We start from the raw sequence: 23,307 nt of genomic DNA, 5'->3' as shown, positions 1-23,307 counted from the left end.
CAAGCATCAAAAGCCCCGGCATCGCCCGGGGCTTTTTCGTTGTGGGCTGCTCTGCACTGACGGTGAGCCGGCGCGCATCGACCGTCTACCGTTCCAACCCGAACGGCATGGTCGTCGCCAAGTACTGAGCTTGGACGAACCGCCATACACGGAGCCGTACGTGCAGTGGTGTGGGAGGCGGAAGCCGCGAAGGCCTCCTCGTCCCCGATCGCTCTCCAACATGCGCGTCGATCGCTAGTCGCCGATGCCTCGGCGCGGCAAGACGCGCTTTTGCGCGCCACATTATCGCAAAACGCTTGATGCGATTGGCGTTGGCTGCACCGGCGGGTGCTCTATCGGCAACACCTGTCGCGCAATGATCCATGAGTTCGCCACAGACCAATCGAACGTCGCCACAGAACAAGACGGCAAGACGCGCGGAGATTATTCCCAATCTTGCGCCGAACACGCCGGCCGCACGTTTTGGGACGCGAGGCCGCTCGCGTGAAGGTTGGGAGATTGGCATGAAGAAATACCTGTTTGCACTCACCGCACTGGCCGCAATGACCGGCTCCGCCTCGGCGGCCGACCTGGGTGCGCGGCCCTACACCAAAGCTCCGGTGGCTGCTGCTCCAGTTGCGAGCTGGACCGGCTGCTACATCGGTGGTGGCGGTGGAGGCGGCTTGCTGAGCCAAAATACCCGGGAGTTCACCTTGGCGGGTACCCCCGACTCCGCCGTTTGGGCAACGTCAGGTGGGCGCGGCTCGTTCGGGACGGTCGGCGGCGGTTGCGATTACCAGTTTGCGCTTGGCAGCTGGAACATGGTTGTCGGCGCACTGGCGGACTATGACTTCGCCGATATTCACGGCACTCGGAACGCTTCGATCGGTACCTGGCCGTACTTCGGAGACGAGAAGCTTGACCAATCCTGGGCTGTTGGCGCCCGCGTCGGCTGGCTCGTTACGCCCACCCTGCTCACCTACTTCAGCGGTGGCTACACGCAGGCTCACTTCAGCGGCTTCAATCTCACCCGGAACGTTTTTCCGGTTCCGACGGCACCGCTCTTTAGTGTGAATTCGGGCTGGCGGGATGGCTGGTTCATCGGAAGCGGTCTCGAATATGATCTGGGCTGGATTCCGGGCTTGAAGTGGAACACCGAATATCGGTTCTCGGACTTTGGCACAGTGCGCGACACGTACTACGCGTTCGGTACCACGACCCCAGCTGGATACACCGACTCTCACAAATACGTTCAAACGATCCGGAGCACGCTGGTCTACCATTTCAACTGGGGTGGCCGGTAGTCGCGAAGTACTGATCCACTCTTCATGCGAGACTCAAAGCCCCGGCATCGTCCGGGGCTTTTTTTCAGCATTCAATTCCGCACGCTAGCCGGTGCCCCGCAGGCGTCCTGAGGCTGCGTCTTGATCGCACCGAAACGGCATCCGTGATCGTCTCGCCGAGCGCGCTGCGAAAGGCCTTCGCCTCTGCCCGCGCGACGCCGAAAGGACTCCTCGCCCGGCCCGCAGCCCGGCTGCCATTGTCTCCGCACCAAAGCTGCGGCTAGTCTGGTCCAAGCCTTTCGCGACCGCCGGCATCGTCGATGCCGCAGCGCGACAGAAGCAGACCAATGGGAGGGACGCATGCGCAGATTTCTGCTGACCGCAGGCCTGTTCGCGACTGCCATGGGCCTGATCTGGATCGGACAGGGCACGGGCACGTTTCCCTGGCCGCGATCGAGCTTCATGGTCAACCAGCTGCAATGGGCCGGCTATGGCATAGCCATGGCCGGTTTCGGCCTGGTCCTGATCTGGGAAAGCAGCCAGTAGAAAAACCAAACAAGAAAAGGACATCACAGCATGACATCCAGCCGGTTCGATCTCCGCGGCAAGGTCGCGATCGTCACGGGAGGCAATGGCGGCATCGGGCTCGGCATGGCCCGCGGGCTGGCCGATGCCGGCGCCGACATCGCCGTGGTCGGCCGCAACGAAGCGAAGTCGAAAGCGGCGGTCGATGATCTCCGCCAGCGTGGCGTCAAGGCAATCGCGGTCGCGACGGACGTCACCGACAAGGCCGCGGTCGAGGCGATGGTCGCGCGTGTCGCAAAGGAGCTCGGCCGCATCGACATCCTCGTCAACAATGCCGGCATGAGCATCCGCAAGCCACCGCACGAGCTCGAGCTCGAGGAATGGAGCAAGGTGATCGACACCAACCTCACCAGCGCCTTCGTGTGCTCGAAGGCGGCCTATCCCGCGCTGAAGGCATCCGGCCGCGGCAAGGTGATCAATATCGGCTCGATGATGTCGATCTTCGGCGCGAGCTTCGCGCCGGCGTATGCTGCAAGCAAGGGCGGTATCGTGCAGTTCACGCGCGCCTGCGCCAACGCATGGGCGGCGGACAACATCCAGGTCAACGCGATCCTGCCGGGCTGGATCGACACCGATCTCACCCGCGGCGCACGTCAGCAGGTGACCGGGCTGCACGAGCGCGTGCTCGCGCGGACGCCCGCGGGCCGTTGGGGCAATATCGACGACTTCGCCGGCATCGCGGTGTTCCTCGCCTCACCCGCCTCCGATTTCGTCACTGGCACCGCGATCCCCGTCGATGGCGGCTTCTCGGTGATGGCTTGAGATCACGGCGCGCGTAAAAAAGCCCCGGCTTGAGGCCGGGGCTTTGCATCAGAGGATCGGGCAAGCCGGTATCAGTATCTGGCGACCACCGGTCCACCAAAATGATAGTTGATCTTGACCCGTGCCACGTGCTCGCGGTCGTCAAATCGCGCGGTACTCGTATTGAAGAAAAAGCCACCAGCCGGCGCCAGCGTGAGCGTCGTCCTGCCAAGGTCGACATAGAGGTATTCGGCGCCGACCGACCAGTTCCTCGCGAACAGCCATTCGGCGCCTGCACCCACAGTCCAACCGACGCGCGTTGTATCGTCGCTGACCGTGCGACACGTTGCCGAGGGGGCAACCGGACAAGCGACGCCCGGGGCAAGGACTTCCGTCATCGAGTGTTTCACCGCGCCGACGGCGAGACCGCCGGTTGCGTAGAGCAACCAGTTGCCGCCGGTATAGCCGATACGGCCACGGACAGTGCCGAGAGCACCCTGCTCAGAGCGGAAATAGGCGGTGTCCGATGCGACGGTGCCCATGGGCGCTCCGACCGCACGGTTGGTCCCGAACTGGACAAAGCTATGTTGGATGAGCTGTTGCCAGGCACCGTCTCCCTCGATACCGACGACCCAAGTTCCCATCTGCCAGTTGTAGCCAATCTGTGCACCGCCAATGAAACTGCTCGGACGCGAGCAGCTGGTCGAGAGGTCGAAGGGATTGGCGCCCACGAGGACAGGGGCGGCTACGCCTGCGGGTGAACCACAGAACGTGAAGATGTTGCCGGGTGTCGTGAACGGCATGTCATAGCCGAGCCTGTTGTCCGACCACGCGCCGCCGAGATTGCCACCGACATAGAAGCCAGTCCATGTCCAGACTTCCGGAACCGGAAGAGGTGGTGCCTTGACGGCCATGTCTGCCGCCGATGCAGTCCCGATAATTCCTACTGAGAAGAGTGACGCTGCAAGCGCCCAGCCCAAGCGGTATTTCATTAATTCCCCCTGCAAAAATATCATGAAAAAGCGAATTTAATTCCGGGAGAAAGGATAGCTTTCTTGACATGATCAAACGAGTTGGAACCCTGGGCGCCACTTCGTCTTGTTTCGCTTTTTCAGCTGACGTGGCGCGTCAGCAACATCCAGCAACAAATCAGCGGTAAAATAGGCCGCGATAGGTCAATAGTTCGCCCCTAACTGTTGCACCAAAAGCAAAAAGCCCCGGCCGATGCCGGGGCTTTTCGTTTCATTGCCGAAGCGATTGAGTCTCAGTAGCGCGCGATGACCGGCGAGTCGAACTTGTAGCTCGCTCGCACCACTGCCCACTGAATGTCGCGCGGCTTGGCATCGAAGGTGTAGGTTCCCGCGGCCGTGCCGGCGAGCTGATAGGTCTGGCTCGTGAAGGCGGCGTAGTTGTACTCGACACCGACGATCCAGTTGCGGGTAATGCCGTACTCCCAGCCGGCGCCGACAGTCCAGCCGCTGGCCCAATGAGTCTGACCGCCCGAGCCGGTCGCAACTCCGACAGTGTCGGACACCGAGAGGCGATTGTTGGCGCCAGCGTAGCCGCCCTTGATGTAGAACAGGTTGTTCTGCACGGCGTAACCCGCACGACCGACGATCGTCGCCAGCACGTTGGTGCGCCAGCTGAACTGATCGTCCAGACCGACGCCGAACACTGTGTTGTTGACAGTGCCGTGGTTGTCGAGCCCGGAGATGGTGCCTTCGAGACCGAACACGTAATTGCTGGCCTGCCAGTTGTAGCCGATCTGCGCACCGCCGATGAGGCCGGAGCCGCGCTGGCGAAAGCCCTCGCCAGGCGAGAGATCGCCGAACAGCGTCGTGTTCGCACTGTTGATCCACTGCTGATTGGTCCAGGCGCCGCCGATGTTGCCGCCGACGTAGAAGCCCGTCCAGTTGAAGAGCGGCTCGATATAGGCCGGAGCCTTCGTGTAGGGCCGCGCGGCGAGATCGGCGGCGGAAACGCTACCGGCTGCGACGAGCGCGCTGGCGCAGGTGAAGGCGGCAATCAACTTGGAACGCATGGTACACCCCTTGTCCTCAGATGGGCTGCACGCTCACAGACAGTCCTTACTAAAATTGGAATCAACGAAGTTAAGCCGCACCATTGGCTTTCGCGCGCCTCGGAATCCAATCGCGCTGTTGCACGTGCGCAACGTGCGTAGGCTGACTTAACGCGATGTTATCCCTATTAGATCATCACGCGATCACGATGCGCGCGCGACCGGCGAATGCACGTGCTCGGGCCGCACGCCGAGCGCGACGAACCGTGCGGGAATCTTCTGGAGCCACGGCCACGCCGTAACGAGACGCACGATCAGCGGAGCCTTCACGGGCTGATTGCCGGGCCTGAGCGCACCGCTGATGATATTGTTCTGCACGACGACCTGCATCGCCTGCGTCATCCTCACCGGAAACGCACGCCGCTGGCGCACGGCGTCGAGTTCGGCTTCGGATGGGCAACCGTTCCTGATCTTGTCGGCGAGCAGATTGGCGGTCGCAACCGCGTCCTGGACCGCGAGATTGACGCCGACGCCGCCGACCGGCGACATCGCATGCGCGGCATCGCCGATGCAGAGCAGGCCCGGCTGCGTCCAGCGGCTGAGGCGGTTGATCGCGACGGTGAGAAGCTTGACGTCGTCCCAGCTCTTCACGTCGGAGATTCCGGATGAAAGGATCGGCGCCATGCGGACGACATCGTCGAGCAGCGCTTGCAGCCCCCTCGCCTTCACCGCGTCAAACTGCCCCTTGGCGATGACATAGGCGCATTGCCAGTACTCGCCACGGTCGAACGTGATCATCATCTTGCCGGGCTCGACGCGTGCGAACACGTTCTCGGTTTCGTTCGACCGCCGTCCGGCGCGAAACCACAACACGTCCATCGGCGCGCCGATCTCCTCGACCGCGAGGCCCGCGCGCTGGCGCACCGTCGAATGACGGCCGTCGCAGGCGATGGTCAGATCCGCCTCGATGTCGATCGGGCCCTCCGGCGTCGTCGCGCGCACGCCGGCGATCGCCTCACCGCGCCGGGTCAAGTCGGTTGCCTCCGTGCTCATCATCACCTTGAGCGAGGGAAAACGCTGACCGCTCTCGCGCAAGAAATTCAAGAAGTCCCATTGCGGCATGAAGGCGATGAACGGGTATTTGGTGTCGAGCCGGCGGAGATCGGCGATGCGCACAGGCGTGCCGCCGAACATGCCGTCGAGCGTCTGCAAGCGCTGATGCGGCAACTTCAGGAAGCCGTCGATCAGGCCAAGCTCGTCCATCACCTGGAGCGTCGAGGGATGCACGGTGTCGCCACGGAAATCGCGAAAGAAATCCGCGTGCTTCTCCAGCACCACGACGTCGATGCCGGCGCGCCCCAGGAGATAGCCGAGCATCATGCCCGCGGGTCCGCCGCCGACGATGCAGCAGCGAACTTTCATGGAGCGAGGTGCGGCTGGCGGTTCTGGCCCGTTAGCGTTCATGATCCGGTCCTCGGCGGTGGTTCGATGCGCAACAATGATTATAGCGCAGGCTCGGCACTAAGATGCCGAGTGACGAGATCGAGAAACTCACTGGCCAGCGGCGAGATGCTCAAGGACCGGTGGCGAATGACGCCGACAGTCCGCTTGATCTCGGGAGCGGAGATGGGAACTGACCGGATATTGGAGCCGGGATGTGTCGGTAGGGCCATTGCCGGCAAGATGGCGCAGCCGACGCCCGCTTCCAGGAGCTCGATGATGCAGGAGACGTGTTCGACTTCGTAAAACCACCGCAGCTTCAGAGCAGCATTTCCGAGCAAGACCTCCAGCAGGAGCCTGTTGCCGCTGTCGCGCCCGCCAATCATGAGCCGAACCTTTGGCATCGCCTGTAGCTCTTGCAGCGCGACCTCCTGGCGAGCGACCAGCGCGTCGTTCTTGTGCACGGCCAGGACGAAGCGGTCTGCTAGCAACGGTGCGAATGTCAGATCGGGGTCGGGCCCCGGATCCACGCCGACCCCGAATTCGGCCAACCCGGACAAGACCTGGCGAACGACAAAGTCCTGGTTACCGTCAAAGACCTGCACGCCGACGTTCGGATGCCGCTCGGTGAAGGTCCTCAGCAGGGGCGGAAAGGCCTGGCAGACCACGGTCGGAATGCTGGCCACCCGAATCTTGCCGAAACGCCTTTCGGCGACCTCGCGAATTGAATCGAGCATCCCGTTCAGGTTGTTGATCTGCTGGCGAGCCATCGGAAGGAAGTGGCGTCCAGCTCCGGTGAGGACCACCGACCTGGTGGTGCGGCTGAACAGTTCGACACCCAGCGTCTGCTCCAGCTTCTGGATCCGGCGCGACAGGCCGGGCTGGGTCAGATGAAGCTTCTCGGCTGCACGTTGGAAATTCAGCAGCTCTGCCGCGATCACGAAGGCTTCGAGTTCAGCGTTCTCGACTTTCATGCGGGAGTCTCATCAGTCGCAAGCGAACCCGCATTGGACCTCGCAGTCGGCGGTTTCTACGATCCTGGGGTTTAGCCAGATCGAAGGGAACAGGTAGCATCGATGCCCACCCAGCAGCAACTAGCGTCGCCCGTGCCGATCGCCACCACTGCATCAGCCTACGTGGCCGAGGCGGATGCGATCTACCGGAAGATCGTGCTTCGCATCATGCCGCTCATCCTCGTCTGCTACTTCTTTGGCTACCTGGATCGGGTGAACGTCGGCTTCGCCAAGCTCGGCATGGTCAACGATTTGCGTCTGAGCGAGGCCGCCTATGGCCTCGGTGCAGGCCTGTTCTTTATCGGCTATCTCCTGCTCCAGGTGCCCGCCGGCTACCTGGTTCAGCTCTACGGCCCGAGGAAGTGCATCGCAGCGTCGATGATCTCATGGGGGCTCGTCTCCATGGCCACCTTGCTGACGCGGGACGAAGCCAGCTTCTACGTGCTTCGGTTCCTGCTCGGAATCACGGAGGCAGCCTTCTTCCCCGCCGTGATCGCCTTCTTCAGTGTCTGGTTTCCCTCATTCAGGCTCAGCAAGGTGATGTCCTTGCTCTTCCTCGCCCTGCCCCTCGGCGTGATCCTCGGCGGTCCGTTGTCCGGATGGATCATGGACGTCACCCATGGCGGCTACGGCCTGAAAGGCTGGCAATGGATGTTCCTGCTCGAAGGACTCCCGGCGATCCTGCTCGGGCTCGTCTCGATCAGGGCGATCGTCGAGCGGCCGGACGATGCCGCATGGTTGTCGCACGACGAGAAGGCCCTGGTGCAGCGAGAACTCGCTCAGGAATCCAAGGACAAGCAAACGAGCTTATGGCCAGCGTTGCGTGAGCCGACGCTGTGGATTTTGTTCGCGACGTCGTTTCTCTATAACCTCGGCAATTACGGCCTCGTTTTCTGGATGCCGAGCATGATCAAGTCGATCGGCGGGCTGACGAACTTCCAGATCGGCGTGGTGACCGCACTGCCCTACCTGATCGCCGCCTGTGCCATGCAGCTCAATTCGATCCACTCAGTGAAGACCGGCGAGCGGCTCTGGCATACCGCAGCGCCCCTGAACGTTGGCGGCGCCGCCTTGGTGGCGAGTGTGACGACGCGAGACGCGCCGGCGCTCTCCCTCTTGTGCCTGACAATTGGCATCTCCGGCATCCAGTGCACGCTGGCCATGTTCTGGAGCCTGCCTTCACGCGTGCTTGCCGGAACGGCCGCGGCCAGCGGCGCCGGTCTGGTCAATATCGGAGCGGCCAGCGCGGGCTTCGCCGGTCCAGCCGTCCTGGGCGTCCTGAGCCAACTGACGGGCAGCATGACGGCCGGCGTCTCGCTGCTGGCGATCGCGCTGTTCGCCGCGGCCGCGCTGATCTTTGCGATTCCGCGGCACCTGATGGCCCGGCATGTCGTCTCGGCCTAGGGAAGCGTTATGGTCCACGAGCCTCCAATCCCTTCCGGCCCCAGGCACAGCATGCACAAGCCATTTCGGATCGCCATCGCCGGATTCCATATTGAGTCCGTGAGTTTCCTGCCGGCCGTCTCGACCTGGGACGATTTCGAGCAGGTGGCCCTGCGCGGGGATCAAATCGTCGAAGAGCTCCGAGGCACAAACACCGTGATGGGCGGCTTCATCGAGGTCTGCGAACAGGCGAGCGTGGCGTTGGCTCCGCTCGTCCACACGGCCCTCGGCGCCGTGGGTCCGGCCACCGATGAGGCCGTCAGACGCTATGCGGACGAGATGGCATCGGGTGTCCGCGCCTTGTCGGACCTGGATGGCGTGCTGCTCTTCCTCCACGGGGCGTGCTGGACGGCTTCCTATCCGGACCCCGAGCGCTTCATCATCGACACGGTGCGTGCCGCCCTGGGGCAAGACAAGCCCTTGATCGTCGCGTTGGACTACCATGGCAACATCGATGCAAACACGCTGCAAAACGCGACCGCGGCGTTCGCCTATCGAAAATCGCCGCATACGGATACGGGCGACACGGGACGCCGTGCCGCCATCTGCATGCTCCGTACACTGCGTGGAGAGATTTCGCCAACATGGGCGATCGCCAAGCCTGGCGTGCTCGTCCCGTCGATCTTCAGCGCGACTGCGCTGCGCCCCTTGGCGGATCTCATCGAGGAAGGCCAGCGCATCGAACGTGACAGCGAGCGCTACACCGACATTTCGCTGATGGCCGGCTTTTCCTATGCCGACGCGCACAATGCCGGCTTTTCGGTGCTGTGCGTCACCGACGGCGACCCCGCGCGCGCCCAGGCGATCGCTGACCATCTTTCGGAACGGATCTGGAGCGAGCGGCATGCACTCTCCGGGCCCTTCGAAGTCTACACCGCAGAGTCAGCGGTCTCGCGCGCGTGCACAGGCCTGACGACGCGCAGGACGCAGGGGCGCCCCTACGTCCTGGTCGAGCACGCAGACCGAATGAACGACTCAACGTACCTGCTGGCGGAGCTGCTCAAGCGCGGCGTCTCGCGGGCTGCCGTGCCCTTTCTCTGGGATGCGGCCGCAGCGCAGAAGGCATTCGAGGCCGGGGTTGGTGCGTTGGTGAACCTAAGGCTTGGCGGCCACAGCTCCGAGAAGGCAGGGCCGACGCTGGACATCACTGCGCGCGTGCAGTGGGCAGGCCCGAAATCGTACCGCGTGACGGGCTCCTACATGCATGGCATGCCTGTCGATCTGGGAATGACGGCGTTGCTTGACGTCGATGGCGTGTCGGTGAGTGTCGTCAGCGCTTTTGCATTCGCGGTCGACGGCGATGCATTCGGAGTATTCGGGTTGCGTCCGGAAGACTTCGACATCATCGTGCTTCGTTCAAAGACCCATTTCCGTGCGTTCTATGAGGGATTGGCGGAGGAAATCATGATCGTGGATACGCCGGACCACGGCGTCGCCGACCTGCGGCTCCTGCCCTATGAGCGGCTGGATACCCGTCGCGTATTTCCGCTTGCTCCTGAAAGAGCCCATTGATGTCGGCTGAACGCCAGCAGAGAACGACACGCGCGGATCGCTGGGCCCGCGACAGGAGAACGGACAAGCGATGACCGGCAAAGTAAACGTGAGCTTGATTCAATTTGACGTCCAAGTGTTGGAGCCGGCGTCGAATCTCGAGCGAATGCAGGCAGTGATGCGATCGGAGGCAAAGGCAGGCGCGCAGTTGATCGTATTCCCGGAGTTGTCGAACACGGGATACGTGGAGCCGGTGACGCCCGGCGCCCCCTTCAGCCCGGAATCCGGCGGAGCCGAACAATATGCCCTCCGATTATTCCAGGCCGCCGAACCCGAGAACGGCCCCTTCATCACGTCGCTGTGCGACCTCGCCCGTGAGCACAGCCTCCATGTTGTCGTCGGGCTGGCCCTCCGTCATCCGGTGCAGCAGGGCGTGATGCATAATGCGTCGGTCCTGATTGGCCCTCACGGCGTGCTCGGCACCTACCACAAGATTCATCGCTGGCATCTGGAAAAGCTCTACTTCGTTGCCGGCGAGAGCATCTCGGTGCAGCAGACGATGTTGGGGCCGATCGGCATGCAGATTTGCTATGACATCCGGTTTCCGGAATTGACGCGGGCACTCATGGTGCAAGGCGCTCAGATCGTCACGAATATCTGGGCGTCGTTCCGCCCGCAAGACAAGCCCCTGGAAGACGAGCAGATCTTCACGCACCGCGCCTACACGCGCGCGACCGAGAATGGCGTCTTCTTCCTCAGTTGCAACCGCGCCGGCAGGCAGGGCAGTTGCGCCTTCATGGGCCGAAGCATCATCGTTGCGCCGGACGGCAAGATTCTCGCGCAGTCCACCACGGAGGACGAGGACATCGTACGCGCGGAAATCGACCTTGATGACGTTGCCCGCTACAGAAGCTATGTCGGGCTCGCGACAGACAGGCGTGCGGATATCTACGCACGATACCTGACTGCGCCCGTCTGAGGCATTCGGCGCTCAATTGTTGCTGCGGTTCGCGGTCCGGAAGCTCTTGATCTCCGACACGCTGCCATCGCGATAAGTCAGTTCCACCGACACGACCTGCGTCGACGGCGCGAGCTTCATGTAGAGCGGCATGCCGGCGGAGATCGCTGTGGGGTCGCGCATGTCGCAGGCAGGCATCTTCAGCACCTGGTTGGGGACTGCGGTGTCGATGCCGATGCGGACCTCGCGGATGGCGCAGCGATAGGATACGAGGTGCGTGTAATAGACGAGCAGCCCATTGAACTCACGGAACGACAGCCAGCTCGTCGCGGTCATGTCGAGGATCTTGCGCTGGTCGCGGAGCAGCGCAGCCTCGGGCTCGAACTTGATCGGGAACGGGCCCTGCATATCGCCGGAGGCATCGACATAGCGGACTTCGATGGTGCCGGCCGGCGCATCCGGCGGCAATTCGATCGAGGGGTTCGGCAGCCGCTTGCGGGTGCGCGGATCGAGCGTGTCGATGAAGCCTGTCTCGCGGAAGTCGCCCTGGCCTGCCATGCGCCAGGAAATGCCGAGCGTGGGATCTGCGAAGGAGAACGTCACCGACCAGCCACCGTTGTGGCGCGAGAAGCTCGCGATCGGCGCGTTGGTGGCTTCCTCCTTCGGCACGCGCGGCGCCGAGACCGGCGGCAGCGCCGCGACCTTCTGCGCCGGCGGATCGGCCGGGCGTGCCGCGGCGTCGGCCGCGGCCTTGGCCGCGCCGCTCAGGAAGACGTCGTCGACCATCTGGTCGAAATAGACCGGCACCTGCTTGTGCTTGACGGTGTCGGCCATCTCGCTGACGAGCCGCCGCGTATGCTGCGCCACCTGCACGAGGTTCTCGCCGGGCTGCAACAGCTCCCTGGCAAACGTGCGCGTGAACACCGAATTGGGATTGGCGTCATCGTTCGAGAGGCGATCGAGCGCGGTCTGGCGCGGGCCCGCGGAGAACACCGAAAACACGCCTTCCGGCAATTGCGTCATGGGCGCGAGCCCGCCACCGCCGGCGACCGCGCGCGTTCCGGTCCGCTCGAACGGATTGTTGCGGCACGCGTCGAACACCAGGATCGAGGTGCGCGCCTTCTTGTTCTGGAGGCGCTCGATGATGCGGTCGGCGAGGATGGAGGAATCGCGAACCAGCTCTTCCTGGCCTTCGGTCGCCGCCGGCACGTCGGTCGGCAGCAGATAGTTCTGGCCCGCGATCTCGAAACCGTGGCCGGCATAGAAGAAGAACGCGGTGTCGCCCGGCTCGATCGCCCTGTCGAAGGCAAGCAGCGTCTCGGTGAACTGCTGGCGGCTCTGGTTCTCGGCCACCATCACGGAGAAGCCGAGCTGCTTCAGCGTATCGCCCATGGTGCGGGCGTCGTTGACGGCCTTGAGCAGTTTTGGAACGTTCTTGTAGTCGTTGTTGCCGATCACGAGCGCGACGCGCTTGTCGGCGTGCGCGGGGGCTGCGAGCGCCGTCAGACTGGCGATGATGCCAAGGGCCGCCAAAACCGAAAGAAGCCTGCGCGTCATCGAAAAATCCCCGTTTGCAGGAAGGGTCAGTTGGGTTCCTGCGGCCACTGATGTCATAGTCGGCCGAGCCATGTCAGGGGTTCATGGCAGGGCTTCAAGAAGGCGAGGCAAGCGCCCAGCGGGATGCCCCCGCGCGATCTGTCCTATGGCCGGCCTGAGCGGAATCTGCTTTTGCTTAAGCGGCATTACCTATCTACCCGAGGGTCTTCCGTGTATCGCTGGTGCACCGACGAGGTCGAGCCGCAGGACCGCTTCGATTATTGGCGGGAGGTGCGCGCCAAGGGGCTGTTCGGCGTCACCGCGGAACTCGCCCGCGAGCAGCGCGCGGATTTCTCCGGCGAGTTCACGCTGCGCAAGGTCGGCGGTGCCGGCCTCGTCGAGCTCAAGGCCTCACCTTACCAGGTCGAGCGTAGCAAAGCCGACATTGCGGACGCGGCCAGCGACAGCATCTGCGTCTACCAGCAGCTCGGCGGCGGCGGCTGGTTCGGCGGCATGCGCAGCAGCGATTTTGCAATCGAAAATGGCAGGTTTGCCACGAGCCATACCGACCTGCCCTATCGCACCGTGCCGCTCGGCGCCGCCGGCTTTCACCTGAGGATCCTGAAGATCCCCGTGGCCGGCGTCCCGGCGCAGGACAGTCGCGCTCGCGACCTCACGCCAAAGCCGTTCGGCGACCCTGCGCTGGCCCCCCTACTCGATGCCGCCTTTGCCGAACTCGGTGAACTCGCCGGCGGGGACGAGACTACCCACGCCAAACCGCTGGTGGAGGCGCTGGCCTGTCTCGCCTTGATCGAGCGCGGCATCGTCAGGCCCGGCGGCCGCCGCGGACAATACGCGCTGCGGATCGGCCGGCTCTCGCTGGCGCGCCGCCTGATCGTCCGCCACCTGAAGGATCCCCGGTTGTCCCCGGCGATGGTCGCCGACTGGCTCGGGGTGTCCCTGCGACACCTCCACATGCTGTTCGAAATGGCGGAGAAGAGCTTCTCCCAGACCGTGACCGAGCAACGCCTGGCCCAGAGCCGCCGCCTGTTGCGCGAAGCGCCGGAACGGCTGATTGCCGACGTCGCCACCGCCTGCGGCTTCGAAAGCCTTGCGACCTATTACCGGGTCTTCAACGCAGCTTACGGGCTGCCGCCAGGCGATTTCCGGGCGCAGGCGGCCGAGAAGCGTTAGCCGCCTTCCTGGCCTCCCCCCGGTCGCCCGGCCGGCGATCGGGCGAAAAGCCCGACTTCGCCCGCAATTTGAGCAAAAACGCTAGGTTTTTAAGAGCCTTCCCGCGCTCGCTCCATTGACTTTGGCCGATTCCCCCCTATGTTCCGGGCAACGCGGCTCGGTATCGAAACGCGATTCCTGAGTTTGGCGCGTTGTTCGCGCAAAGCCTTGCTCGCGTAGGTCAGCACCCCCAGCTTCTTTGAGAGCGCGCCGTTTCGGGGTGGAGCGCGACAGCCTTAAATTACCCTCGATTCCGAACGGCGGTTTCGACTAGAGGCTCAATGTCCTTTTCAAATCTCGGACTATCCGAAAAAGTCCTCGCCGCAGTGGCGGCCACCGGTTACACCAACCCCACCCCCATTCAGGAACAGGCGATCCCTCACGTCCTCGCACGCAAGGACGTGCTCGGCATCGCCCAGACCGGCACCGGCAAGACCGCGGCCTTCGTGCTGCCAATGCTCACCATCCTCGAAAAGGGTCGCGCCCGGGCACGCATGCCGCGCACCCTGATCCTCGAGCCGACCCGCGAGCTCGCCGCCCAGGTCAAGGAGAACTTCGACCGCTACGGCGCCGGCCAGAAGCTTAACGTCGCCCTCCTGATCGGCGGCGTCTCCTTCGGCGACCAGGATGCCAAGCTGATGCGCGGCGTCGACGTGCTGATCGCGACCCCCGGCCGCCTGCTCGACCATACCGAGCGCGGCGGTCTCCTGCTCACCGGCGTCGAGCTGCTCGTCATCGACGAAGCCGACCGCATGCTGGACATGGGCTTCATTCCCGACATCGAGCGCATCTGCAAGCTCGTCCCCTTCACGCGGCAGACCCTTTTCTTCACCGCGACCATGCCGCCGGAGATCCGGCGCATCACCGAAGCCTTCCTGCACAATCCGCAGAAGGTCGAAGTTTCCAAGCCCGCCACCACCGCCGTCACAGTCACGCAGTCCCAGGTCCCCGCCGGACGCGAGGCGCATGAGAAGCGGGAACTCCTCCGCCGCCTCCTGCGCGAGGCCAAGGATCTCAAGAACGCGATCATCTTCTGCAATCGCAAGCGCGAGGTCGCGATCGTTCACAAATCGCTCCAGAAGCACGGCTTCAGTGTCGGAGCACTGCACGGCGACATGGATCAGCCGGCCCGCATGGCGGCGCTGGATCAGTTCCGCAAGGGCGAGCTGCCGCTGCTGGTCGCCTCCGACGTCGCCGCCCGCGGCCTCGATATCCCCGAGGTCAGCCACGTCTTCAATTTCGACGTTCCCCATCATCCCGACGATTACGTTCACCGCATCGGCCGCACGGGACGCGCGGGCCGCACCGGCACCGCGATCTCGATCGTGACGCCGCTCGACCAGAAGTCGATGGCCGCGATCGAAAAGCTGATCGGCCAGAACATTCCGCGCGCCGAAGGCGAGTTCGAGGTCCACAGCGAGTCCGCCGAGCCAACCGAGCGTTCGCGCGAGCAGCGTGGCCGGGAGCGGTCGCGCGGCGGTCGCGGCAAGTCGCGTCGCGGCGGCCATGAGCAGCGTGGTGACGCGCGGCACGCCTCGGACGCAAGGCCAGCAGCGGAAGCGCGGCCTGCACGCGAGCCCAAGCCTGCACGCGAGCCCAAGCCTGCACGCGAGCCCAAGCCTTCACGCGAGGCAAAGCCTGCGCGCGAAGCAAGGCACGCCTCTGAGCCGCGCCACGGCTCGCGCCAGCAGGCCAATACGTCGCATGTGCCCTCGATCGGCCGGCCCGAGCCCCGCCGTCCGCAGCGCGAGGCCGACAGCGAGCCCGGCGATCATTCGCATCTGCCGGCATTTCTGTTGCGACCGGTTCGTTCCCCCGCCGGCGCCTAAAGCGCGCCGCGCTTTAGGTTGTTTGTCTGAGCGTGATCTCCGCGCAAACGCGTCCCGCGTTTGTCGCGAGGGAAAATCGCGACACACTTTGCGCTGACGCGGCCCTTCGGGTCCGGATCATGCTCCAGGGAACGGCCGTTTACCGGCCGTTCAGAATCGTCCTTTAGCCTGAGACCATAATTTAAGTATTGCTGCAGTCGGAGGCGCACCGGCTGCTCTGGGGATGTTCTGTGGTCAAGGTGCTCGACGAACACGAACGCACGATGGCGTTCGCCGAGGTGGCCCTCGGTCAGATCCGATCGCTCAAGCAGACCGCAATTCCCCGCAACTACGAGATCTGGTACGTCTACGCCACCGGCTACAACGCCCCGCTGAACAAGATCATCAACGAGACGCTGGCGCGCAACGGCAAGCTGACCGAAGCCGATCTCGAGCAGATCTACGAGACTTATCTCTCCCACATCAAGACCACCGACCGCATCGACAAGGTCGGCGCGCGCGTCATCGGCGAGATCGACGACGTGATGAAGGTGCTCACCGAAGCGCTGGGCATGTCCGCCTCCTATGATGCGAGCCTGTCAGGCGCCGCCGCAAAGCTGTCGACCGCCAAGGACCGCGACCAGATCAAGGCGATCGTGGACACGCTGCTCCATGCGACGCGCGACATGCGCGAGACCAACAAGGCGCTGGAGGACCGCCTGACCTTGTCCGCGAACGAGATCAGCAATCTCCAGCAGAGCCTCGAGGCGATCCGCGCCGAAAGCCTGACCGATCCCCTCACCGGTCTTGGCAACCGCAAATATTTCGATCGCATGATCGGTATGGCCGTGCAGAACGCGCTCGCAAGCGGCGAGCCGCTGTCGCTGCTGTTGTTCGACATCGACCACTTCAAGTCGTTCAACGATTCCTATGGCCACCTCACCGGCGACCAAGTGCTGCGGCTCGTCGGCCTGTCACTGAAGCAAACCATCAAGGGCCAGGACATCACCGCGCGCTACGGCGGCGAGGAGTTCGCGGTCGTGCTGCCCAACACCGCGCTGCGCCAGGCGCTCACGGTCGCCGACCACATCCGCCGCGCCGTGATGGCGAAGGAATTGAAGAAGAAATCGACCGGTGAGATCCTTGGCCGCGTCACGATCTCAGTCGGCGTCTCCATGGTGAAGCCGGGCGACGACACCGACTCCCTGATCGAGCGCGCCGATGCCTGCCTCTACGCCGCCAAGCGCAACGGCCGCAACCGCGTGATCTGCGAGACCGACCCGGAATACAGCGTCGAGAGGCGCGGCCAGGTGGCTTGAGCCTTATTCACCGCCGTCATTCCGGGACGCGGCGAAGCCGCGAGCCCGGAATGACGAATGGTTAGAGCTACGCCTTCCGCTTCGCGCGCTTGCGAACCGCAGCCTTCTTGGTCGGCTTCTTCACCAGCGCCTTCTTCGCAGGCTTGGCGGCCTTCTTCACCGCCTTCTTTGTCGCCTTCTTTGCCTTGGGCCGCTTCTTCACCTTGGCGCGCTGGGCGGCGGCGAGCGCGGCCCTCGCCCACTCCGCAAGCTCCTCGGAATCGTCGAACAGGCGTGCAGGCAACTGCCAGTAGGAGTTCACCATCACGGTTTTGGCGCGGGTCTGGTACTGGAACGGCGCTGAGCCTTCGGCCTCGAAGCTCGGGATCGTCTGCTCATCGGCGCGGAGGAACAGGCCGGCGCGCAGAGCCAGCGCGAAATTGGTGCCGTCGGCGGAGATCCCGTAGCCGGAGAACATCCGGCGGATGGTGACGGGGCCGAAATCGGCAAATAGGTCGATCAGGAATTCGCGGTCCATCGGCACGCTCTCTCCGCATGGTCGTCCTGGCGAAAGCCAGGACCCATTACCCCAGGGAGCAGTTTAGCGAAGACCGCTAGTTGTACCAGCGCCGGTACTGAGACCTGTCACCCACGAGAAATCACGCGGTATGGGTCCTGGCTTGCGCCAGGACGACAGCGGAGTGAATGGCGAGAGCGGGGCTACCCCTCGACCTTGGCCGGCCGCAGCTCGACCGACTCGCCGCAGCCACAGGCGGAGATCTGATTGGGGTTGTTGAAGACGAACTGGGCCTGCATCTTGTCGGCCTTGTAGTCCATCTCGGTTCCGAGCAGGAACAGCACGGCCTTGGGATCGACCAGGATCTTGACGCCCTTGTCCTCGACGACCTCGTCGGTCGGGCGGATCTCGTGGGCGTATTCGACGGTGTAGGACTGCCCGGCGCAGCCGCCGTTCTTCACGCCGACGCGCAAGCCGACGATCTCGGAGTCCGCACGCTGCGTCAGCTCGATGATGCGCTGCGCGGCAGCATCCGTCAGCCGCATCACCTGCGGACGCGGCCGCCGCGGCTTGGGAGTCGAAACTGGAGAAGCCTGGGTCATGTCAGTCATTTGGTCCGTTGCGGAGCAAGTTCAATGCCGGATGTGCAAGAGCCTGATTGATGTCACCACATGTTGAGGACGAGGCGCGCCTCGTCACTCATGCGTTCCGGCGTCCAGGCCGGCTCCCAGACGACCTTGACATCGACCACGCCGACGCCGGGAACGCTGGCAACCGCATTCTCGACCATGGTCGGCAGCTCGCCTGCGGCCGGGCAATTCGGCGTCGTCAGCGTCATCAGGACGTCGACGGAACGGTCGTCCTTGATCTCGACCTTGTAGATCAGGCCGAGTTCGTAGATGTCGGCGGGAATTTCCGGATCAAACACGGTCTTGAGCCCCGCGATGATCTCGCGCGTCAGACGCTCGGTCTCCTCCGGCGGCAGCGCCGAATGCGTCTCCATCGGATTGGCTTTGATTTCGGCCGTGTCACTCATGCGAACAAATCCCGCGCCTTCAAAAGCGCATGTGCCAGATGGTCGACTTCGTCCCTTGTATTATACATGCCGAACGATGCCCGGCACGTCGCGGTCACGTTGAACCGCTCTAAAAGCGGCATCACGCAATGGGTGCCGGCGCGCACCGCGATGCCCTGGCGGTCGATCACGGTGGCGACGTCGTGGGCGTGCGCCCCCTTCAGCTCGAAGGAGATCACCGGGCCCTTGCCGCGCGCGGTGCCGATCAGCCGCAGCGAGTTGATCTCGCGCAGGCGGTCCTGGGCATAGGTGAGGAGATCGTGCTCGTGGGCGGCGATGCGCTCCTTGCCGATCGAGTTGACGTAGTCGATGGCCGCGCCAATCCCGACCGCCTCGACGATCGCGGGCGTGCCGGCCTCGAACTTGTGCGGGGGATCGCCATAGGTGACGATTTCGCGGGAGACCTCGCGGATCATCTCGCCGCCGCCATTGTAGGGACGCATCGCGACGAGGTGGTCGTATTTGGCCCAGAGCACGCCGATGCCGGTCGGCCCATAGACCTTGTGGCCGGTGAAGACATAGAAGTCGCAGCCGATGTCCTGGACGTCGACCGGAATATGCACGGCGCCCTGGCTGCCGTCGACCAGCACGGGAATGCCGCGGGCGTGCGCGATTTTCACCACGTCCTTGACCGGCACGATGGTGCCGAGCGCGTTCGACATCTGCGTGATCGCGACGAGCTTGGTCTTCGCGGTCAAGAGCTTCTCGAACTCGTCGATCAGGAAATTGCCTTCATCATCGACCGGAGCCCATTTGATCACCGCGCCGTAGCGTTCCCTGAGGAAATGCCAGGGCACGATGTTGGAGTGGTGCTCCATGATCGAGAGGACGATCTCGTCGCCCTCTTTGATATTGGGCTCACCCCAGGACGAGGCGACGAGGTTGATCGCCTCCGTCGCGTTGCGGGTGAAGATCACTTCCTCAGGTCGGGGCGCGTTGATGAACTGCGCCACCTTGGCGCGGCCGCCCTCATAGGCCTCGGTCGCCGCATTGGCGAGGTAGTGCAGGCCGCGATGCACATTGGCATATTCGCTCGTATAGGCCTGCGTCATGCGGTCGAGCACGGATTGCGGCTTCTGAGCCGAGGCCGCGTTGTCGAGATAGACCAGCGGCTTGCCGTAGACCTGCATGGCGAGCGCCGGAAAATCCTGGCGCACCCGCGCGACGTCATAAGAACCGTTCAGGACCGCCGGATGCGTGCTCATGACCGCCGCTCCAGCCAGCGCTCGGCAATGCCGATCACGTGCTCGCGCAAATCATCATCGGCGATCTGCTCGATCGCCTCGCCGACGAAGGCCTGGATCAGCAGCGCCTGAGCGTCCTTCTCGGGCAACCCACGGGCGCGCAGATAGAACAGCAGGCTGTCGTCGAGCGCACCGGCGGTCGCGCCGTGGCCGCAGGAGACGTCGTCGGCAAAGATCTCGAGCTCGGGCTTGTTGTCGGCCTCAGCCTCGTCCGAGAGCAGCAGCGCCCGCGTCATCATCTTGCCGTCGGTCTTCTGTGCGTCGGGGCGGACGATGATGCGGCCCTGGAACACCGAATGCGCGCGATCATCGATCACGGCGCGGAAGATCTCGCGGCTGGTGCAATGGGGCACGGCGTGGTCGACGACCAGCGTCGAATCGCCATGCTCGGTCTTCTTCAGGAGGTTCACGCCATTGACCGCGAGCTCGCTGCCCTCGCCTGCCAGCGTGATGAAGCCCTGCAGGCGGCTCACAGCGCCGCCGGTCGTCATGTTGAAGAAGTTGAGCTTCGTATTCGCGCCGACCGTGATGATCTCGGAGGTGATGTTCACGGCGTCAGGCGCATCATCCATCAGGCGGATATGCGCGACATCGGCGTTGTCGCCGATCGTCACCAGCACGGCGTCGTTGACCTGGTAGGCCGCAGCGCCAGCCGCGACGAAGCTCTCGATGATGGTGGCGCGGACGCCGTTCCCGATTCGCAATTGCGAGCGCGTGAAGGCGGACGCGGAGGCGGCGGTCGCGATGTGGATGATCTGGATCGGAGCTGAAAGCTGAGCACCGTCCGCGATCGACACCACGACGCCGTCGGTCGCCATCGCCGCATTCAAAGAAATCATCGCGTCCGTCGAGGCGGTCGCGAGCAGGTCGCCGGACTCCTTCTCCAGCGTTTCGCGCAGCGTCTTGACGCTGACTTCCGATGCGAGCGCCTTCACGTCGGACAGGTCGGCCGCGAACATGCCGTCGACCAGTACCAGCTTGCGGGCGCCGGCGAAGCCATGCGCCTTCACCGCCTCGGCTGCGCGCGACAGCGCCGCGGCGTCGGGGGTGGCCGCAAGCGGCAGCACCTCGCCGACGAGTGCGCGCAGATCGGTGTATTTCCATTCTTCGAGCCGGCGGTGCGGCAGGCCGAGACGCTCATAGGTCTCGAAGGCCTGGCGGCGCACTGCTATGACCGCGGGCGAGCCGGGCAGCCGGCCTTCGGCGCTGGTGAAGAGATCGCTCACCGCGCGGCCGGTCCCGGTCTTGACCAAAGCAACGTTCATCGCAAAATCCCTTACGCCGCGTCCTCGAACTGGGTGTAGCCGGACTCCTCCAGCTCCAGCGCCAGTTGCTTGTCGCCGCTCTTCACGACGCGGCCCTTCGACATCACGTGCACGAAATCCGGTACGATGTAGTTCAGCAGGCGCTGATAGTGGGTGATCACCACCATCGCGCGCTTCGGCGAACGCAGCGCGTTGACGCCGTCGGCGGCAATTCGCAGCGCGTCGATGTCGAGACCGGAATCCATCTCGTCGAGAATGCACAGGCTCGGCTCGAACAACGCCATCTGAAGCACCTCGTTGCGCTTCTTCTCGCCGCCGGAGAAGCCGACATTGACGCCGCGCTTGAGCATGTCCTGCGGGATGTTCAGCGATTTCGAGACCTCGCGGACCTTCTTCAAAAAGTCCGGCGTCGAATATTCGCTCTCGCCGCGCGCCTTGCGCTGCGCGTTGAGCGCCGTGCGCAGGAAGTTCATCGTGGCGACGCCGGGGATCTCGACCGGATACTGGAACGCCAGGAACACGCCCTTGGCGGCGCGCTCTTCGGGGTCCATCTCCAGGAGGTCCTCACCCTTGAACAGGATCTGGCCGTCGGTGACCTCATAGCCGGGCTTGCCGGCGATGACGTGGGAGAGCGTCGACTTGCCGGAGCCGTTCGGCCCCATGATCGCATGCACCTCGCCTTCGTTCACGGTCAGCGTCAGTCCGTGGAGGATCTCACGTTCCTCAACACGAACCTTCAGGTCTTTCACTTCAAGCAAAGCCATATTGGTTTCCAGTCTATTCAAATGATCCAGGGAGCGCCGAAGCGCGCCGCGAGGGCCGGCAATTAACCGACCGACCCTTCAAGCGAGATCGAGATCAGCTTCTGCGCTTCCACTGCGAACTCCATCGGGAGCTGCTGGAGCACGTCCTTGACAAAGCCGTTGACGACGAGGCCGACGGCTTCCTCTTGGCTGAGGCCGCGCTGGACGCAGTAGAACAGCACGTCCTCGGAGATCTTCGAGGTCGTCGCCTCGTGCTCGAAGGTGGCCGAGGAGTTCTTGGCCTCGATGTAGGGCACGGTGTGCGCGCCGCATTTGTCGCCGATGAGCAGCGAGTCGCAGGCGGTGAAGTTGCGGGCGCCGGTCGCTTTCCGATGCGCGGTGACGAGACCGCGATAGGTGTTCTGCGACTTGCCGGCCGCGATGCCCTTGGAAATGATCCGGCTCGACGTGTTCTTGCCGAGATGGATCATCTTGGTGCCGCTATCGACCTGCTGGAAGCCGTTCGAGATCGCGATCGAGTAAAACTCGCCGCTCGAATTGTCGCCGCGCAGGATGCAGCTCGGATATTTCCAGGTGATCGCCGAGCCGGTCTCGACCTGGGTCCAGGAGATCTTGGAGTGGTTGCCGCGGCAGTCGCCACGCTTGGTGACGAAGTTGTAGATGCCGCCCTTGCCTTCCGAGTTTCCGGGGTACCAGTTCTGCACCGTCGAATATTTGATCTCGGCGTCGTCGAGCGCGACGAGCTCGACCACGGCGGCGTGCAGCTGGTTCTCGTCGCGCTGCGGCGCCGTGCAGCCCTCGAGATAGGAGACGTAGGAGCCCTTATCGGCGATGATCAGCGTGCGCTCGAACTGGCCGGTGTTGCGCTCGTTGATGCGGAAATAGGTCGAGAGCTCCATCGGGCAGCGCACGCCCGGCGGCACGTAGACGAACGAGCCATCGGAGAACACCGCCGAGTTCAGCGTCGCGTAGAAATTGTCAGAGGTCGGCACCACGGAGCCGAGATACTTCTGCACCAGCTCGGGATGCTCGCGGATCGCCTCCGAAATCGGCATGAAGATCACGCCAGCCTTCTTCAGCTCGGCCTTGAAGGTGGTCGCAACCGACACCGAGTCGAAGACCGCATCGACCGCGATCTTGCGCCGGGCCGGGTCTTCCTCACCGGGCTTCGGCTCGACGCCTTCGAGCATCGCCACTTCCCTCAAGGGAATGCCGAGCTTCTCGTAGGTCTTCAAAATCTCCGGATCGATCTCATCCAGCGAGGAGACCGTCTTCTTCGGCTTCGGCGCCGCGTAATAGTAGATGTCCTGGAAGTCGATCTTGGGATACTCGACGCGCGCCCAGGTCGGCTCGGTCATGGTGAGCCAGCGCCGATAGGCCTCGAGCCGCCACTGGAGCATCCAGGCGGGCTCGTTCTTCTTTCCGGAAATGAATTTTACGATGTCTTCCGACAGCCCCTTCGGGGCCTTCTCGGAGTCGATCAGGGTTTCAAACCCATAACGATACTGGTCGACGTCGATGCGCTTCACGCGCTCGACCGTCTCTTGTACGGCTGGCATTCCATCCTCCGCTCGCGGTTTCAAGGACCGCGGTGGATCAAACTCGAACGACTAT

Annotated in this window: 21 protein-coding genes; 9 read left to right on the top strand and 12 right to left on the bottom strand. The window is 63.6% G+C overall.

Annotated elements, in window-relative coordinates; all coding sequences use genetic code 11:
- Positions 1 to 503 precede the first annotated feature (503 nt).
- The 3 genes from NLN62_RS39755 to NLN62_RS39745 all read left to right on the top strand — a co-directional run bounded on the left by NLN62_RS39755 (position 504) and on the right by NLN62_RS39745 (position 2,609).
- Positions 504 to 1,283 carry an outer membrane protein gene (locus NLN62_RS39755; protein ID WP_254112302.1) on the top strand — a complete coding sequence of 260 codons (780 nt, stop codon included), beginning with the start codon at positions 504 to 506 and terminating at the stop codon, positions 1,281 to 1,283.
- Positions 1,284 to 1,622: 339 nt separating this feature from the next.
- Positions 1,623 to 1,808: a hypothetical protein gene (locus NLN62_RS39750; RefSeq protein WP_027524613.1), complete on the top strand. Its 186-nt coding sequence runs from the start codon at positions 1,623 to 1,625 to the stop codon at positions 1,806 to 1,808.
- Between the two features lie 30 nt (positions 1,809 to 1,838).
- Positions 1,839 to 2,609, top strand: coding sequence for an SDR family NAD(P)-dependent oxidoreductase (locus NLN62_RS39745; RefSeq protein ID WP_254112301.1), 771 nt, complete (start codon positions 1,839 to 1,841; stop codon positions 2,607 to 2,609).
- A 71-nt stretch (positions 2,610 to 2,680) separates the two neighbouring features.
- On the opposite strand, the gene NLN62_RS39740 is transcribed toward NLN62_RS39745, so the two are convergent.
- From NLN62_RS39740 to NLN62_RS39725, 4 genes are all read right to left on the bottom strand, one after another.
- Complete coding sequence (locus NLN62_RS39740; RefSeq protein ID WP_254112300.1) at positions 2,681 to 3,580, bottom strand: outer membrane protein; 900 nt, start codon at positions 3,578 to 3,580, stop codon at positions 2,681 to 2,683.
- Between the two features lie 272 nt (positions 3,581 to 3,852).
- Entirely contained in the window at positions 3,853 to 4,629 is a 777-nt protein-coding gene (locus NLN62_RS39735) for an outer membrane protein (protein WP_254112299.1), read from the bottom strand.
- 183 nt (positions 4,630 to 4,812) lie between these two features.
- Complete coding sequence (locus NLN62_RS39730) at positions 4,813 to 6,030, bottom strand: FAD-dependent oxidoreductase (protein ID WP_254112298.1); 1,218 nt, start codon at positions 6,028 to 6,030, stop codon at positions 4,813 to 4,815.
- An 80-nt stretch (positions 6,031 to 6,110) separates the two neighbouring features.
- Positions 6,111 to 7,022: a LysR family transcriptional regulator gene (locus tag NLN62_RS39725; RefSeq protein WP_027524609.1), complete on the bottom strand. Its 912-nt coding sequence runs from the start codon at positions 7,020 to 7,022 to the stop codon at positions 6,111 to 6,113.
- Positions 7,023 to 7,124: 102 nt separating this feature from the next.
- On the opposite strand from NLN62_RS39725, the gene NLN62_RS39720 reads away from it, so the two are divergent.
- The 3 genes from NLN62_RS39720 (at position 7,125) to NLN62_RS39710 (ending at position 10,974) form a co-directional block, all read left to right on the top strand.
- On the top strand, positions 7,125 to 8,465 hold the full coding sequence (locus NLN62_RS39720) for an MFS transporter (RefSeq protein ID WP_254112297.1): 1,341 nt from the start codon (positions 7,125 to 7,127) through the stop codon (positions 8,463 to 8,465).
- Between the two features lie 9 nt (positions 8,466 to 8,474).
- Positions 8,475 to 10,016, top strand: a complete 1,542-nt coding sequence (locus NLN62_RS39715) for a M81 family metallopeptidase (RefSeq protein ID WP_371933073.1) — start codon at positions 8,475 to 8,477, stop codon at positions 10,014 to 10,016.
- Between the two features lie 70 nt (positions 10,017 to 10,086).
- The gene (locus tag NLN62_RS39710; protein WP_027524607.1) at positions 10,087 to 10,974 is read left to right on the top strand and encodes a carbon-nitrogen hydrolase family protein; all 888 of its coding nucleotides are present in this window, start codon (positions 10,087 to 10,089) and stop codon (positions 10,972 to 10,974) included.
- Between the two features lie 12 nt (positions 10,975 to 10,986).
- Here the strand turns inward: NLN62_RS39710 and NLN62_RS39705 are convergent, their stop codons facing one another.
- Complete coding sequence (locus NLN62_RS39705; RefSeq protein ID WP_254112295.1) at positions 10,987 to 12,510, bottom strand: caspase family protein; 1,524 nt, start codon at positions 12,508 to 12,510, stop codon at positions 10,987 to 10,989.
- A gap of 210 nt (positions 12,511 to 12,720) precedes the next feature.
- Here NLN62_RS39705 and NLN62_RS39700 point away from each other — a divergent pair, with 210 nt between their 5' ends.
- From NLN62_RS39700 to NLN62_RS39690, 3 genes are all read left to right on the top strand, one after another.
- Positions 12,721 to 13,683 (top strand): helix-turn-helix domain-containing protein, encoded by a 963-nt coding sequence (locus tag NLN62_RS39700; protein WP_254112294.1) that lies wholly within the window; start codon positions 12,721 to 12,723, stop codon positions 13,681 to 13,683.
- Between the two features lie 320 nt (positions 13,684 to 14,003).
- Positions 14,004 to 15,551, top strand: a complete 1,548-nt coding sequence (locus NLN62_RS39695) for a DEAD/DEAH box helicase (protein ID WP_254112293.1) — start codon at positions 14,004 to 14,006, stop codon at positions 15,549 to 15,551.
- A gap of 230 nt (positions 15,552 to 15,781) precedes the next feature.
- The gene (locus tag NLN62_RS39690; RefSeq protein ID WP_254112292.1) at positions 15,782 to 16,849 is read left to right on the top strand and encodes a GGDEF domain-containing protein; all 1,068 of its coding nucleotides are present in this window, start codon (positions 15,782 to 15,784) and stop codon (positions 16,847 to 16,849) included.
- A gap of 67 nt (positions 16,850 to 16,916) precedes the next feature.
- Here the strand turns inward: NLN62_RS39690 and NLN62_RS39685 are convergent, their stop codons facing one another.
- From NLN62_RS39685 to sufB, 7 genes are all read right to left on the bottom strand, one after another.
- Positions 16,917 to 17,366, bottom strand: a complete 450-nt coding sequence (locus NLN62_RS39685) for a TfoX/Sxy family protein (RefSeq protein WP_027524602.1) — start codon at positions 17,364 to 17,366, stop codon at positions 16,917 to 16,919.
- Positions 17,367 to 17,548: 182 nt separating this feature from the next.
- The gene (locus NLN62_RS39680) at positions 17,549 to 17,956 is read right to left on the bottom strand and encodes an iron-sulfur cluster assembly accessory protein (RefSeq protein ID WP_198031809.1); all 408 of its coding nucleotides are present in this window, start codon (positions 17,954 to 17,956) and stop codon (positions 17,549 to 17,551) included.
- 53 nt (positions 17,957 to 18,009) lie between these two features.
- Positions 18,010 to 18,381 carry an SUF system Fe-S cluster assembly protein gene (locus NLN62_RS39675; protein WP_027524600.1) on the bottom strand — a complete coding sequence of 124 codons (372 nt, stop codon included), beginning with the start codon at positions 18,379 to 18,381 and terminating at the stop codon, positions 18,010 to 18,012.
- Positions 18,378 to 19,625 carry a cysteine desulfurase gene (locus NLN62_RS39670; protein WP_254112291.1) on the bottom strand — a complete coding sequence of 416 codons (1,248 nt, stop codon included), beginning with the start codon at positions 19,623 to 19,625 and terminating at the stop codon, positions 18,378 to 18,380. The genes NLN62_RS39675 and NLN62_RS39670 overlap by 4 nt, the downstream gene beginning before the upstream one ends.
- Entirely contained in the window at positions 19,622 to 20,929 is a 1,308-nt protein-coding gene (gene sufD, locus NLN62_RS39665) for a Fe-S cluster assembly protein SufD (RefSeq protein ID WP_254112290.1), read from the bottom strand. The genes NLN62_RS39670 and sufD overlap by 4 nt, the downstream gene beginning before the upstream one ends.
- Before the next feature lie 11 nt (positions 20,930 to 20,940).
- A complete protein-coding gene (sufC, locus tag NLN62_RS39660) occupies positions 20,941 to 21,693 on the bottom strand; it encodes a Fe-S cluster assembly ATPase SufC (protein ID WP_027524597.1) in 753 nt (250 codons plus the stop codon).
- Positions 21,694 to 21,755: 62 nt separating this feature from the next.
- The gene (gene sufB / locus NLN62_RS39655; protein WP_027524596.1) at positions 21,756 to 23,252 is read right to left on the bottom strand and encodes a Fe-S cluster assembly protein SufB; all 1,497 of its coding nucleotides are present in this window, start codon (positions 23,250 to 23,252) and stop codon (positions 21,756 to 21,758) included.
- Positions 23,253 to 23,307 lie beyond the last annotated feature (55 nt).

This window comes from Bradyrhizobium sp. CCGUVB23 (genome assembly GCF_024199885.1).
GTDB lineage: Bacteria > Pseudomonadota > Alphaproteobacteria > Rhizobiales > Xanthobacteraceae > Bradyrhizobium.
Note: the sequence above shows the minus strand (reverse complement) of the source record. Positions and strands in the feature narration are given on the sequence as shown.